The sequence below is a fragment of the Massilia brevitalea genome (genome assembly GCF_030711405.1).
Taxonomy (GTDB): Bacteria; Pseudomonadota; Gammaproteobacteria; order Burkholderiales; family Burkholderiaceae_D; genus Telluria; species Telluria brevitalea.
The window spans coordinates 1-13201 of sequence record NZ_JAULSI010000003.1; the positions used below are offsets into that span (position 1 = coordinate 1).

9 protein-coding genes are annotated in these 13201 nt (G+C 65.2%); 4 read left to right on the forward strand and 5 right to left on the reverse strand.

The annotated features are described in order from the left end of the window. Positions 1–7 precede the first annotated feature (7 nt). Positions 8–1051 (reverse strand): tyrosine-type recombinase/integrase, encoded by a 1044-nt coding sequence (locus tag QWL29_RS01990; protein ID WP_305821215.1) that lies wholly within the window; start codon positions 1049–1051, stop codon positions 8–10. A 291-nt stretch (positions 1052–1342) separates the two neighbouring features. Next, a complete protein-coding gene (locus QWL29_RS01995) occupies positions 1343–2401 on the reverse strand; it encodes a M28 family peptidase (RefSeq protein ID WP_305821216.1) in 1059 nt (352 codons plus the stop codon). A 258-nt stretch (positions 2402–2659) separates the two neighbouring features. Between QWL29_RS01995 and QWL29_RS02000 the strand changes: the two genes are divergently transcribed. After that, a complete protein-coding gene (locus tag QWL29_RS02000) occupies positions 2660–3610 on the forward strand; it encodes an MBL fold metallo-hydrolase (protein ID WP_305821217.1) in 951 nt (316 codons plus the stop codon). A 12-nt stretch (positions 3611–3622) separates the two neighbouring features. On the opposite strand, the gene QWL29_RS02005 is transcribed toward QWL29_RS02000, so the two are convergent. Further along, positions 3623–4906: a family 1 glycosylhydrolase gene (locus QWL29_RS02005; protein ID WP_305821218.1), complete on the reverse strand. Its 1284-nt coding sequence runs from the start codon at positions 4904–4906 to the stop codon at positions 3623–3625. A gap of 121 nt (positions 4907–5027) precedes the next feature. On the opposite strand from QWL29_RS02005, the gene QWL29_RS02010 reads away from it, so the two are divergent. The 3 genes from QWL29_RS02010 (at position 5028) to QWL29_RS02020 (ending at position 10805) form a co-directional block, all read left to right on the forward strand. Continuing rightward, the gene (locus QWL29_RS02010; protein ID WP_305821219.1) at positions 5028–7118 is read left to right on the forward strand and encodes a hypothetical protein; all 2091 of its coding nucleotides are present in this window, start codon (positions 5028–5030) and stop codon (positions 7116–7118) included. 158 nt (positions 7119–7276) lie between these two features. After that, entirely contained in the window at positions 7277–8473 is a 1197-nt protein-coding gene (locus tag QWL29_RS02015; RefSeq protein ID WP_305821220.1) for a polysaccharide biosynthesis/export family protein, read from the forward strand. Positions 8474–8522: 49 nt separating this feature from the next. Next, a complete protein-coding gene (locus QWL29_RS02020; RefSeq protein ID WP_305821221.1) occupies positions 8523–10805 on the forward strand; it encodes a polysaccharide biosynthesis tyrosine autokinase in 2283 nt (760 codons plus the stop codon). Between the two features lie 544 nt (positions 10806–11349). On the opposite strand, the gene QWL29_RS02025 is transcribed toward QWL29_RS02020, so the two are convergent. Both QWL29_RS02025 and QWL29_RS02030 read right to left on the reverse strand, forming a co-directional pair. Beyond that, positions 11350–12486 (reverse strand): acyltransferase family protein, encoded by a 1137-nt coding sequence (locus tag QWL29_RS02025; protein ID WP_305821222.1) that lies wholly within the window; start codon positions 12484–12486, stop codon positions 11350–11352. A 110-nt stretch (positions 12487–12596) separates the two neighbouring features. After that, the gene (locus tag QWL29_RS02030) at positions 12597–13199 is read right to left on the reverse strand and encodes a phosphatase PAP2 family protein (protein ID WP_305821223.1); all 603 of its coding nucleotides are present in this window, start codon (positions 13197–13199) and stop codon (positions 12597–12599) included. Positions 13200–13201 lie beyond the last annotated feature (2 nt).

Consider the following 13201-nt stretch of genomic DNA (forward strand, 5'->3'; position numbering starts at 1 on the left):
TTATTCGTTAAACGCGTTTACGATCAAACGGGACTTGACAGTTAGCCTTCCGCCTTTCCAGTATTTCTCTAACATAATCCGTTATTGGAATAGTTAACGCGGACCCGTTCTTCGAAAACTCACCCGGCACGGTCCAAATGCCTCCGTGAAAATTTAGGTCTTGCCAACGCATCGCCAGGACATTCTGGCGCCTCGCCGCTGTGAACAGCGATAAAAGTATGAAGTCTTTAAAATCTTGATGCTCATGTTTTTCTATGGCCGCTAAAAAACGGGGAAGTTCGTCGCCCGTGACATACCGGTCCCGGCTAACTTCCTTGAACTTATCAATGCCGTCGCAAGGATTTTCTCCGGAGTACAGCTTCCAAGCAATGACCTTGTTGTAGAGCGAACGAAGCAGGACGTAGGCCCGATTTGCAGTTCTTGAACCGGTATTGTCTTTGATACAAATCATCATATGGCGGACGTCTGCCGATGAAATAGCCGAGAGTTTGCGGTCCTCCCAGTCAATGGAACCAGGTGATTTCTGCCGTTCCTTTCCCCTTAGCTTTTTCTGGCCCGGTGCTACTTTGCCAATATACCGAGCAAAATCGTCCCTCATGAGTTCGGCGGAGCGTTTTTCATGGGCGATCAAGTGATCAGTAAAGTACTTATCAAACGCCTGACGTAACGTCATTTCATTTTGGTGCTTTTCTCGTGCTTGCCGAGCATTTGATGCTGGGTTAATGCCTTTGTCGAGTGAGGCGTTGACCGCATCGGCCAGTTTTCTTGCCATCCGAATGTTCAACTCTGCACTGTTTCCGACGACTGATAGCGGGTCAGTTCCTGCTGGGAAATCCCGTGTTTCCGGTAAGGCAGACGAAAAGCGGCCTAACAAAATTCGTAGCGGTCTGCCACCGATCTTGCGGTAGACGTAGAACGTCCTTGCTCCGCTCGTTTGGACGTAGAGGACAAGTCCCCGAGTCTGCTCGTCGGAGATCGATGTGCGACCGGTCGCAGGCGGGACTGTCGTTGTTAGTGCTGACTTAGTAAACGGGATTTTTTCAGAGGCCATTTTGATTCATGTGCTACCACTATGCTACCAGGAGGGCGCATTTCGGCATATTTTGGGTAGCACAAGGGTATCGTCTAGCTCCCCAAAAGGCTAGTGAAATCAATGACAAAGTACTGGCAAGCATCAGCAGATGTAGCTGGTCCTTGTGGCTTCTAAGCTGAGGGTCGCTGGTTCGAACCCAGCTGGGCAGGCCAAGTCATTTTCTCCTTATTGCATCTGCCAGACGCTTCGCCGGCGCAGGCCGCTACGCGCAGCCGGACGAGATTGCCCCCGGCTGCGCGTCCGCGCCGATCAGCGGCGCCCTTCCTGCACGCCCAGGTACTTGGCCGCTTTCGGATTGCTTTTGCTCCACTTCGGCGCCTCGCTGCTGTTGGCGATGTTCCAGATCGCCAGCGCCACCGTCCGATCGACCGCCGCCATGTTTTCGTAATCGATCTTGTCCCAATGGTCGCCCGCGCCATGGTAGTCGGGGAAGGCATAGGCCACGCTCACCGTGTGCGCCGGGATGCCCTGGTCGGCCAGCGCCTGGTTGTCGCTGTGCGCGAAATACTTGTCGCTGTTCACCGGATGCTTCCAGACCTTGATGCCCGTCTGATCGCCTGCCTTTTTCAGGATATCGCCGACGTCCGAGAAGTCATAACCAGTGACGGCAAACGCGCGCTGCTGCGGGCCTTCGCTGTCGTCGGTGCGGCCCACCTGTTCGATGTTGATGCCGGCCACGGTCTTTTCGATCGGCACCAGCGGATTGGCGCCGTAGTAGCGCGAGCCGACCAGGCCATGTTCTTCGCCGAACACCGTCATGAAGACGATGCTGCGCTTTGGGCGTTCCTTGTTGGCGGCAAAGGCCTTGGCCAGTTCGATCACCGACACCGTGCCGCTGCCGTCGTCGTTGGCGCCGTTGAAGATGCCGTCGCCTTCGCCCGGCTTCATACCCACGTGATCGTAGTGGGCCGTCACCAGGATGTAGCTGTCCTTCAGTACCGGGTCCGAGCCACGCAGGATGCCGACCACGTTGCGCACCTTGGCGGGCGCCGTTGGGGCGGCGTTCTTGTCGCGGCGCGGGTTGACCTGGTTCCAGTCGGCGGTCTGGAAGTAGGGCTCGTCGCCCAGCGGTTCCAGGCCGGCGGCGCGGAATTGCGAGGCGATGAATTCGGCCGCGATGTCGAGTCCGCGCGAGGGCGTACCGCGTCCTTCCAGTGCATCCGAGGCCAGGAAGGCCAGATTGCCGCGCATGGCCGTGGCCGAGATGCGGTCGAGGATCGGCGCTGCTGCTGCCGGTGCCGCAGCGGTCGGCGCCGACGGGGTGGCTGCGGAAGCGAGCGACGCGGCGCTGGCCAGGGTGGCGAGCATGACTGCGCGGGAAAGGAGACGTCGGGTCATAGGCATAAGGAAGTCCGTGGAGTGTCCGGGCAAGCGGTCGTGGTTGATGAAATGGCAAACTCTGCAAGTATAGCGCTGGCGGGGTAGCAAAGCACAGTGCCTGCAGGCGTCCAGCCAGCGGCCGCAACGCATGACCTGTCTGTTTGCAAACAAACGCCGCCCTGCTGGGCTTCATGATAGCGTTCCGACATCGCGCGCCCATGCCGGGCCGGCCATTACGGAGTGGGTATGTCTTTTTGTCGTCTGTTGGGAAGCACCGTCCTGTTTCTTGTCCTGGTCTGCGGCCTGGCTGGCGGCGTGTCCGCCCAGGAGGTGCAAACCGCCGACACTTATACGCTGAAGCTGCCGGCCGGCGACGCGGCTGCTGCGGGCGAGCAGAACGGCAACGTGCAGTTCATCGGCACCGCCACGGTCCTGATCCGCTACCGCGGCCTGACCATCATGACCGACCCGAATTTCCTGCACAAGGGCGAGCACGTGCATCTCGGTTATGGCCTGACCTCGCAGCGGCGCACGAATCCCGCCATCGATTTCGACAAGCTGCCCCCAATCGACCTGGTGATCCTGTCGCACATGCATGACGACCACTTCGACAAGCTGGTCCAGGAAAAGCTGCCGCGCAACACGCCGATCGTCACCAACAAGGAAGCCAGCGAAGCGCTGAAGCGCCTCGGCTTTACCCAGCGCTTCGCCCTCAGTGTCTGGGACCGGCTCGAGGTGATCAAGGGCGGGGCACGCGTGCGCATCACCGCCGCCCCCGGGCGCCATGGTGCAGCCGGGGTTTCGGTGCTGCTGCCGAAGGTGATGGGCAGCGTGCTCGACTTCGGCGCCAACGCCGATGCGCCGGACTACCGCATGTACATCAGCGGCGATACCCTGGTCTACGACGACATCCAGGCCATTCCGCAGCGCTTCCCGGGCATCGACCTGGCGCTGCTGCACCTGGGCGGCACCCGCATCTTGGGCGTATTCAAGGTGACCATGGACGGCAAGGATGGCGTGCAGATGCTGCAGATCGTCCGCCCGAAAAAGGCGATCCCGATCCACTACAACGACTACGACGTATTCAAGTCGCCGCTGGCCGATTTCGCACGCGAGGTGAAAGCGGCCGGGCTGGAGGAGGGCGTCGTCTACCTGCAGCACGGCGAAAGCTATACCTTCACGCCGCGCCAGCGCTGAGCGCCGGGCCGCTTACTGGCCCAGCAGGCTGCCGCCGACCGGCGACCCCGGGTCGATGGTCGACAGCTCGGAGTCGTATTCGTGCGGCATCACCACTGGCACCTGCAGGCAGATGCTCTTGGTCGGCAGCACGGCTTCCCAGGCGCGTACCAGTTCGCGGTAGGCCACGCCCACGGGCCGGATCTTGCGGTCGAGGTCGAACAGGCCGAGGGCATTCACGTTGCCGTTGTCCTCGCGCAGGGCAGTGTCCCAGTCGACCTGGTCGGTGAGCGAATACCAGGTGAAGCCGATCAGCGGCACCCCGTTGTTGCGCACCCGCAGGACATTTGCCCATTCCTTCTTCAGCCAATACACGGCTTCGTCGCCGGCCAGACCCTGGCACAGGTTGGTCTCCGTGTGCATTACCGGCAGGCGGTAGCGGTTGTAGTACTGGTGGGTAATGACCGCATAGCCGAAGATCTCGCCGGCTGCGCGCGTCATGCCGTCGGCCGATACATAGTGCTCGTTGGTCTGGTAATAGTCGTTCCCCATGATGCAGTGGTGCTTCAGGTTGTGCTGGAGGAAGAAGTGGTATTCCTCGCGCGTCATGCCGTTGTCCAGCAGGTATTCGTACATCTCGGAATCGACCCGCCGCCCATAGTTCAGGTCGAGCGCCAGGAAGCGGCGCGCATTGTTGACCTCGGCCGGGCCGATGGCGTCGGGCGCCTCGGCGTGGAAGTATTCGGTCGACTCGCTCTGGATGAACAGGGCGTCCGGACGCACTTTCAGGATCGCGTGCATGGCCAGGATGTTCGCCTTTACCACGTGCTTGATGGCCGTCACGAAAGCGGCGTCGGTGCGCATCTGCTCGTTCCACCAGCCGTAGAGGGTGGAGAACACGGCGCAGATCCACATTTCGTTGATCGGCGTGTACATCTGCACCCAGGGATAGCGGCGTGCAAAGGCGCCGGCGTAGTCCGCGAACAGTTCGGGAAAATCGGGATTCTGGAAGTTGCCGATCCAGTCGGGCACGCCGAAGTGGCAGAGGTCGACGATCGGCGCGATGTTCCGGCGCCGCAGGTCATTGAAGGTGAGGTCGGCGAATTCCCAGTCGTAGCGCTCGGGGCCGAGGTAGCAGCGGTGCAGCGGCGGGCCGTAGCGCAGCACGCGCAGGCCGAGTTCCTGGACCAGGTCGAAGTCGAGCTTCCAGTGCTGGTAGTGGCCGCATTTCTCGAGCTCGTCCATCCGGGTACGGCCACCGTTGATGGTGGGATTGCTGTTCTCGATGCCTGTCGCGAAAATGAAACCTGGATGCATGCAGCTTCTCCTTCGTCGCCAATCTGTTTCCAGTATTGTCCACGTGCCCATGGAATGCTAGCGTGCGCAGTGTTCCTTAAGTAAACGTTAAGCTGTGAGCTCATCCATACCGCCCCCGCGCATGACCGACGCCGCCTCCGCTCCGCGCGCTCCTGATCGCGCCAACCGCCGCATGCTGGCCGGCCTCGGGCTGTCGCTGCTCGCGCATGGCGTGATCCTGGCCATCCAGTTCGGCGTGCCGGGCATGGAGGCGGGGAGCGCGGGGCCGATCACGGTCACGCTGGCGCCTGTGGCGCCGCCTGTCGTCGGGGACTTGCCGGCGCCGGTGTCCGCATCGCCTGCCATTCCTGCGCCCCTGTCTCCTGTGGCTCCTGCTCCTGAGCTAACGACGCAGCCCGTGCCGCCGCTTGTCGCGGCACGGGCGCCACGGCCGCCGTCGTCCGGGTTCCAGCTGCGCGATCCAGTGCCGCTGGCGCCGCCGCCGGCGCCGGCCAAGCCCGTGCGGCAAGCGGCAAAGCGGCGCCGCCCCCGTCCTGGTCCGCCGCCCTTGCAGCCGGGGCTGGAGACGCCGGTCATCGCCCAGCTGGACGACGCCGATTCCCTGTTCAAGCTGCCGCCTCCTGAGCTGGTTCCGGAGGACTCGCCCGATATGGCGCCCGATCCGGCGCCCGAGCTGGTCCAGGCTGAGCCCGACACGAAGACGCTTGCCCAGGACGACCCGCCCGACGCCGAAGCGCCCGCCGCAGCCGAGGCGCTGGCGCGCGAGCAGGAGGCAGAGCGCATTGCCGCCGAGGAAGCGCAGCGTCTGGCGCGTGAAGAAGAGGAACGGCTTGCCGCTGCGCGCCTGGCGGCCGGGCAGGATGCACGGCTCGCCGACGAACGCAGGATGGAAGAGGCGCGCCGGCAGGATCGCCTGCGCGCTCAGGAACAGGATGCACAGCGCCAGCGTGCCGACGAAGAACGCCGCCTCGTCCAGGCGCGTGCGGCCGAGGACAGCGCACGCGACGCCGCCGAGCAAAGCCTGGCGCAGGCGCAGCGCGAGCGGGAAGCGATCCAGGTACGCGAACGCCAACTGGCCGCGCAACGGGAGCAGGAAGCCGCGGCGCGTGCATTTGCCGAACAGCAGGCGCTGGCCGAGCGGCAGCGCGCGGAAGCCCTGCAGCGCGAGCGTGCACTGGCCCAGCAGCGCGAGGAAGAACAGCAACGCCAGCGCTCGCTGGCCCAGCAGCGCGAAGAAGAACAGCAGCGTGCGCGCGCACTGGCACGGCAGCGTGAGGAAGAGCAACTGCGCGAGCTGGCCCGGCAGCGCCTCGATGAAGAACGGCGCGTGCGCGAGGCCGAGCTTGCCAGCGCGCGCCGTGCCGCCGAGCAGGAAGCCGAACGCCTGGCGCTGGAACGCCGTCAGCAAGCCGACGCCGCGCGCCGCCTGGCCGAACAGCAGGCGCAGCAGCGGGAGGAAGAGGCGGCACGCCGCGCCGGGCAGCTTGCCCAGCAAAAGGTGCAGGAATATTTGCAAGCGCAGCAAGCGCAGCAAGCGCAGCAGGCGCAGCAAGCGCAGCAAGCGCGGCAGGCAGAGCAGGCCGAGCGCCAGCGTGCTCTTGAGAATGCACGCCACGAAGCCGCGCGGACGGCCCTGGCCGACCGTGCCAGCCAGCCTGGCGCCGGCAGCGCCTTCGATCCTGGCCTGGACGCCGGCGCCGGGCACGGCAGTGGCGCCGGCGGCGCCGGCAATTCCGCTAGCGTCCCGCGGAGCATGCTCGGCAGCGACCTCGCCCTGCGCGCACGCGAGATGATGCGTGGTATCGATATCCCGGCCAATCCGCCGGCGGCCTTGCGCGCGGCGCGCGCGGCTGCGCGCCGTATCGCCGTCGCCGCGGACGAGCGGGACGTTCCTGTGCGCATGTATGTCGACAGCTTCCGCCAAAAAATCGAACGCACCGCCGCGCAGATCCAGATGCGCGTGGCGCCGGCGCCGGCCCGCTACGACCCGCTGGTCAGCGTGGCGGTGCGCAGCGACGGCAGCATCGACGAGGTCGTCATCCTGCGTTCGAGCGGACGCCAGGACACCGACGAGGCGATACGCCGCATCGTGCACCTGAATGCGCGCTACGCCGCGTTTCCGCCGAACGTGGCGGCGCGTTTCGATGTCATCGAGATCCGCCGGATCTGGACCTTCGCCGAGAACCTGAAGCTGCTAGAAGAGGTGCGCTGAGCGCGCAAGGCGCATATTCGCAGCGCATCCGGGCGCCGCCCCACGGCCCCGCGCGCTACCTGAGCCTGCCGTTTGATTTGCAGCAAAGCTGCCTGTGGTGGACGCCTTACGCTGGCTTGGTCAGCCAGACAAGGCGCTTCATTTTCATAGGCAAGCTCATGAATTTACCAACAGAAATTTTGCGTCTGCGCATTTTCGGCGCAGGCCGTACGTGCGCGCCTGCGCTCGTCCACTCCCGCGTCTATTCCCGCGTCCCTGCGCTGGCGCTGGCGCTCGTGTTGACCCTGGCGCTGAGCGGCTGCACCGGCGGACCGCGTTTCCACTCCGAGGCCGGCAGCGCTGAAGCAGCGCCCCCCACCGAACTGATCACCGAGCAGCTGATTGCCGCCGAGCAGCAGGCGGCCGCCGCGCGCGGCAACCAGGACCTGTCGAAGCTGCTGGTGGCGCACCCGCCGCCATACACCATCGGCCGTGGCGACATCCTCTCGATCGTGGTCTGGGACCATCCCGAGCTGGCCGCCGGCGGCATGACCGCCGCCACCGCCTCGTCGGACGCCGCCGTGGCCGTGGCCGGCGCCACCGCGAATGCGCAGCAGCCCGGCTTCGTGGTCGACCACCAGGGCCGCATCCAGTTTCCCTTCGCCGGCCTGCTGCCGGTCGAGGGCCTGACCGAAGACGGAGCGCGCGCGCTGCTGACGCAAAAGATCGCCAAGTACATTGCCAACCCAAACATCACGCTGCGCGTGCAGGCCTACCGCAGCAAGCGCGTCTACATCGACGGCGAGGTCAAGTCACCCGGCCTGCAGGCCATCAACGACATCCCCATGACCCTGGTGGAAGCACTGAACCGCGCTGGTGGCCTGCTGCCCTCGGCCGACCAGAGCCGCATCGCCCTCGAACGCGGAGACGCGCGCTACAGCATCAATTTGCGTGAACTGGTGCAGAAGGGCATCAACCCCGGCAACGTCATGCTGGCGCCGGGCGACGTGGTGCGTGTGCATTCGCGCGACGAGAGCAAGGTCTTCGTGTCGGGCGAGGTCGTCACCCCGCGCGCGCTCACCATGCACAACGGCCGCCTCACGCTCAACGAGGCGCTCGGCGAGACCGGCGGGGTCAGTCCCCTGAGCGGCGACGCGCGCCAGATCTACGTGGTGCGCAAGACGCCCGAACGCACCCGCGTGTTCCAGCTCGATGCCCGCGTCACCGGCTCGCTGGCGATGGCCGAATCCTTCGAACTGCGGCCGAAGGACGTGGTGTACGTGGCCGCTTCGCCGCTGGCCAACTGGAACCGCCATCTGAGTCTGCTCTTCCCGGGCGCGCTGACCAACGCGGTCGGCGTCAGCACCCGGCCCTGACGGCAATCGGCGCCCTATCGGGGAACACTCGAAGCATACGGAGAACACCATGACCAAACCTGCCGACAACCATTCGCTGGCCCACGTCGCCCACAGCCCGCCGATCCTGAGCGTGCCTTTCGATCCGCGTCCAACGGTCAGTGCCACCGACGAGCCGACCGTCGACCTGAAAGGACACTTCAATACCTTGTACGACAGCCGCTGGCTGATCGGCGGCATCACCGCCCTGATCACGCTGCTGGCGGTGCTGTACGCGCTGGTCGCCAAGCCGGTGTATGAAGCCAACCTGATGATCCACGTCGAGGAAGAAAGCCCGAACGCCTCGAAGAACATCCTGAGCGAGGCATCGTCGCTGTTCGAGACCAAGAAGGCCGCGATCGCCGAGATGGAGCTGCTGCGTTCGCGCATGGTCGTGTCGCAGGCGGTCGACAACCTCCAGCTCTACATCGAGGTGCAGCCGAAATATTTCCCGGTGGTCGGCTACTGGTTCGCTACCCAGAACAATGGCGCACTGGCCACGCCCGGCCTGTTCGGCTATGGCGGCTACGTATGGGGCGGCGAAAGGGCCGAGGTCTCGGTGTTCGACGTACCCGAATCCTGGCTCAACCGCGAATTCACCCTGACCGCGCGCGGCGTCAACCGCTACCACTTCTCCGGCGGCGGCCAGCGCGTCGCCTTCGAAGGCACGGTCGGTCAGCGCTACCGCGTGCCCACACCCGACGGCACCGTCGAAATCAAGGTCGACCGCATGACTGCGAACCCGGGCGCGCGCTTTCGCCTGAAGCGCAAATCACGCCTCGGCACCATCCAGGCGATCCAGACCGCCATGGTGATCACCGAGCAGGGCAAGCAGTCCGGCGTGATCGAGGTCAAGCTGCAGGGGGAAAATGCCAAGCGCATCAATGCCTTGCTGAGCGAGATCGGGCGCGAATACATGCGCCAGAACCTGGCGCGCAAGACCGAGGAAGCCGAGAAGTCGCTCGCTTTCCTGAACAAGCAGCTGCCGATCCTGAAGCGCCAGCTCGAGCAGTCCGAAGACCGCTACAACCAGTTCCGCAATTCGCATGGCACCGTCGACCTGCGCGAGGAAGCGCGCGTCAGCCTGGCCCAGGCCACCGCGGCGCGCGCGCGCCGCATCGAGCTGATGCAGAAGAAGACCGAGCTGCTGGCGCGCTTCACCGAGGATCACCCGATCGTTGCCGCCGTCAACCGCCAGCGCAAGGAAGTCGACGCCGAAATCGAAGCGATTGCCGCGCGCATCCGCACGCTGCCGGTGCTCGAGCAGGATGAAGCGCGCCTGACGCGCGACATCAAGGTGAACACCGATTTGTACACGGCCCTGTCGAACACGGCCCAGCAGCTGCGCCTGATTTCCGTCGGCCGCGTCAGCAACGTGCGCCTGGTCGACGCGCCGATCGCACCCGAGCGTCCACTCAAGCCGAACCGGCCGCTGATCGTGGCCCTGGCCGTGATCACCGGGCTGTTCCTCGGCACGCTGCTCGCCTTTGGGCGCAAGGCCATGAAGGGCGGCATTGACGACCCGCAAAAAATCGAGCAGCTGCTCAATGCCCGCGTCGTGTATGCCACCATCCCGCACAGCGGCAACCAGGACAAGCTGCTGCGCAAGGCGCGCGGCGATGGCGGGGCCTTGCCGCTGCTGGCCCAGATCCTGCCGGAAGATCCGGCGGTCGAGAGCCTGCGCAGCTTCCGCGCCGCGCTGCTGTTCGCCATGCCCCACTTCAAGAACAACATCGTGATGTTCGCCGGGCCGACGCGCGACATCGGCAAGTCCTTTGTCGCGGCCAACTTCGCCGCCGTGATGGCTGCCAGTGGCAAGCGCGTGCTGCTGATCGACGCCGACCTGCGCAATGGCCACCTGCACCGCTACTTCGGCGTCGCCCGCGAGCGCGGCCTGTCGCGCTCGATCATCGGCTCGATGCCGGTCGAGGACATCATCCACCACGACGTCATGGAAAACCTCGACTTCATTCCGACCGGGGAATTGCCGCCGAACCGCTCGGAATTCCTGCTGCACCTGAACTTCGGCGCCATGCTCGAGTCCGTCAGCAAGCAATACGACCTGGTACTGCTCGATCCGCCGCCGTTGCTGGCCGTGGCCGACGCCCTGATCATCGGTGCGCATGCCGGCGCCGTGTTCATCGTGGCGCGCGCCGGCATTACCACCGAAGGGCAGATCAACGAGTCGGTCAAGCGCCTGAACCACGCAGGGATTTCGCCGCAGGGGGTGCTGTTCAACGACATGGCCCTGCGCCTGGGCGCCAGCGCCGCCCAGTATGGCGCAGCGACGGCGCAGATCGGCTACGTGGCATGAGCGACCGGGTGGCCTGACCGGAAGGAGCGGCGCCTGCGCTCCCGCGTGGGGCACGCCAGGCGCCGCATGCAGCCTCCCAAGCGTGCCGCCCACCGCTTGCATGCGGCGCTGCCGGCGCCGCCATGCCTTGTCACGGTTCTCTGTGGCCAGGGTGGCGCTGCGGCGCATCGTCCGTCCGGTGCCATACGGAGCCTCTCGATGCCACACAGATGTCAGATATCCGGTGCAGCGAGCAGGGTGGCCATGGGCCAATTTCCATTTGTCTTGGTTTGCGATGGCGCGACCCGTCTTTTCGTATGGTATATCGGCGCCTGTATGCCGGATGAGGGACTTCGAGGGGAAAGGGGCGGAGGGCGCTGGCCGGGCAAGCAGGGGGGCTGGACGAGCGGCACAGCTGGATAATGCAGCCGCCACGCGCCCAGCCGCTCCAGCCTGACTGGCCGATGGAAGCGGTTGCGCTAGCCCCAGCTTGAGGACGCAAGAACAACCCCGGTGCGCCTGTCCGGAATGAACAGGCGCACCGGCCAGACCGGCTGCATGATACTTATTTAGGGAAGAGCATCGGCTTGGCCACCGGCTTGCCTTGCGGCTGCAGCAGCAGGCGCTTGACCAGGCGGCGTACCCGGTAGGTGTTGCGCTCGAATACCAGGTAGGAGAGCCAGGCCGACAGCATCAGGATGCCGAGTACACCGAAGTAGATCGCGAAATCGGCGGCGCTGCCGGGGTCGAGCTTTTCGCGGCCGAATTGCGTCAGGCCGATATGCTGGATGAGGTCGATCACCGGCACGTGCAGCACGTACAGGGTGAAGGAGAACTCGGACAAGTGCTTGCCAATGGCGCCGAGGCGGCGCAGGAAAACCGAATTGCGGTCGATCGGCGCGTGCATCGAGGCCAGCAGGAGCACGATCGGGATCGTGCAGATCAGGTCCTGGCCGAAGGACTCGGGCAGGATGTCGTCGTTGACCCCGGTGAGCCGGTAGTACACCGATACGGCCATGGCCACCGCGAGCACGGCGATGCGGGTCCAGAAGCCGCAGTCGATGCGGATGCGCGAGAAGGCGGCGCCCAGCAGCCAGATGCCGAAGTACAGGGTCATCACGTAGGGCAGGAAGGCCACGGTGAGCGCCAGCGCAGCGGCGGCGGCAAGCGGACGCAGGATGCCACGACCGGTAAACACCAGCACCAGCAGCGGAAACTGGATGTAGTACCAGGTTTCGTTGGCCAGGCTCCAGAGCGGATAATTGCCGCCGAACTTGTCCACCAGGATAGTCTGCAGGCCGAACAGGTTGCCGGCGAAGGCGGAGGCCGAGAATTCGTCGGACGCGCCCAGCCCGGACGGCTCGGGCGCGATGCTGCCGATCACCAGGCCGATGCCCAGCATCATGACCAGCATCGGCAGCAGGACGGTCCACAGGCGCGTCACGCGGTCGATGGCGTACGAGCGCAGGGCCTGGGGCTTGCCGATCTTGTCGAGCAGGCTGCCGCCCACCAGCCAGCCGCTGATCAGGAAGAAAACCATCACCGCCTGGTGCGCGAAGCCGGTGAAGAAGGCCAGGCCCATGTAGCCCAGGCCGGGTTCTTCCAGTCCGCGCAGGCCGGGGTAGATCTCGGCGCGCAGGTGGGCTGCGGCAACCTGCAGCGAGGCGAGGCCGCGCAGCAGGTTCATCAACAACGACTGCATCGCGTTTTCGTTCAGCTGGCTCTGTCGCAGACAGTGAAAGCTTGCAATGGACATGATCATTCTCCTCGATAAAAATACGGCTCAAAAGTGCGGCGCAAGACAGGAACGGCTCAGCTGCAGCTGTCCCAGGGAAATGGGCGCGCATTGCCCGACAGGGCGAGGGCGACCTTGATCATCCAGTACCCGACCTGCGCTCTCTGCATGGCCCAGGCCACGCCGGCAAAGGCGAACAGCGCGCAAACGAGTCCTGCGGACGGCCGCGCGGCCGGCGCCGGCCCGGCGAGCCGGATGGCGGCCAGGCTGGCGCCGCAGCCGACCAGCCAGCCGGCCCAGGCTTCCGCCGGGCTGTGCTCGCCGGCGAACACCAGCAGGCCTGCGGCCACGGCGCCGAGCACGATGCCGGCCGCGGCGCCGGCACGGCGCAGCCGCGCACCCGCGTGCCGCAGCAGCAGGTAGAACAGGGTCGGGAACACCACGCTGACGCCGGCCGCATGGCCGCTCGGCGCCTTGAAATCGATCGCCGGCACGCCGGTGCCCCAGCCGAGGAAGGCCAGCTTGGCGGCGCCGACCGTGCCGAGCGCCAGCGCGAACAGGCAGGCCCAGGCAATGCCGGCGCGCCAGTCGCGTGCGCCGAGCAGCCCGGCCGCCATGGCGGCGGCGAGCGGCAAGGTCAGCGTCAGGTCGCCAAGTTCGAAAAGGGGAGGCCAGGACATTG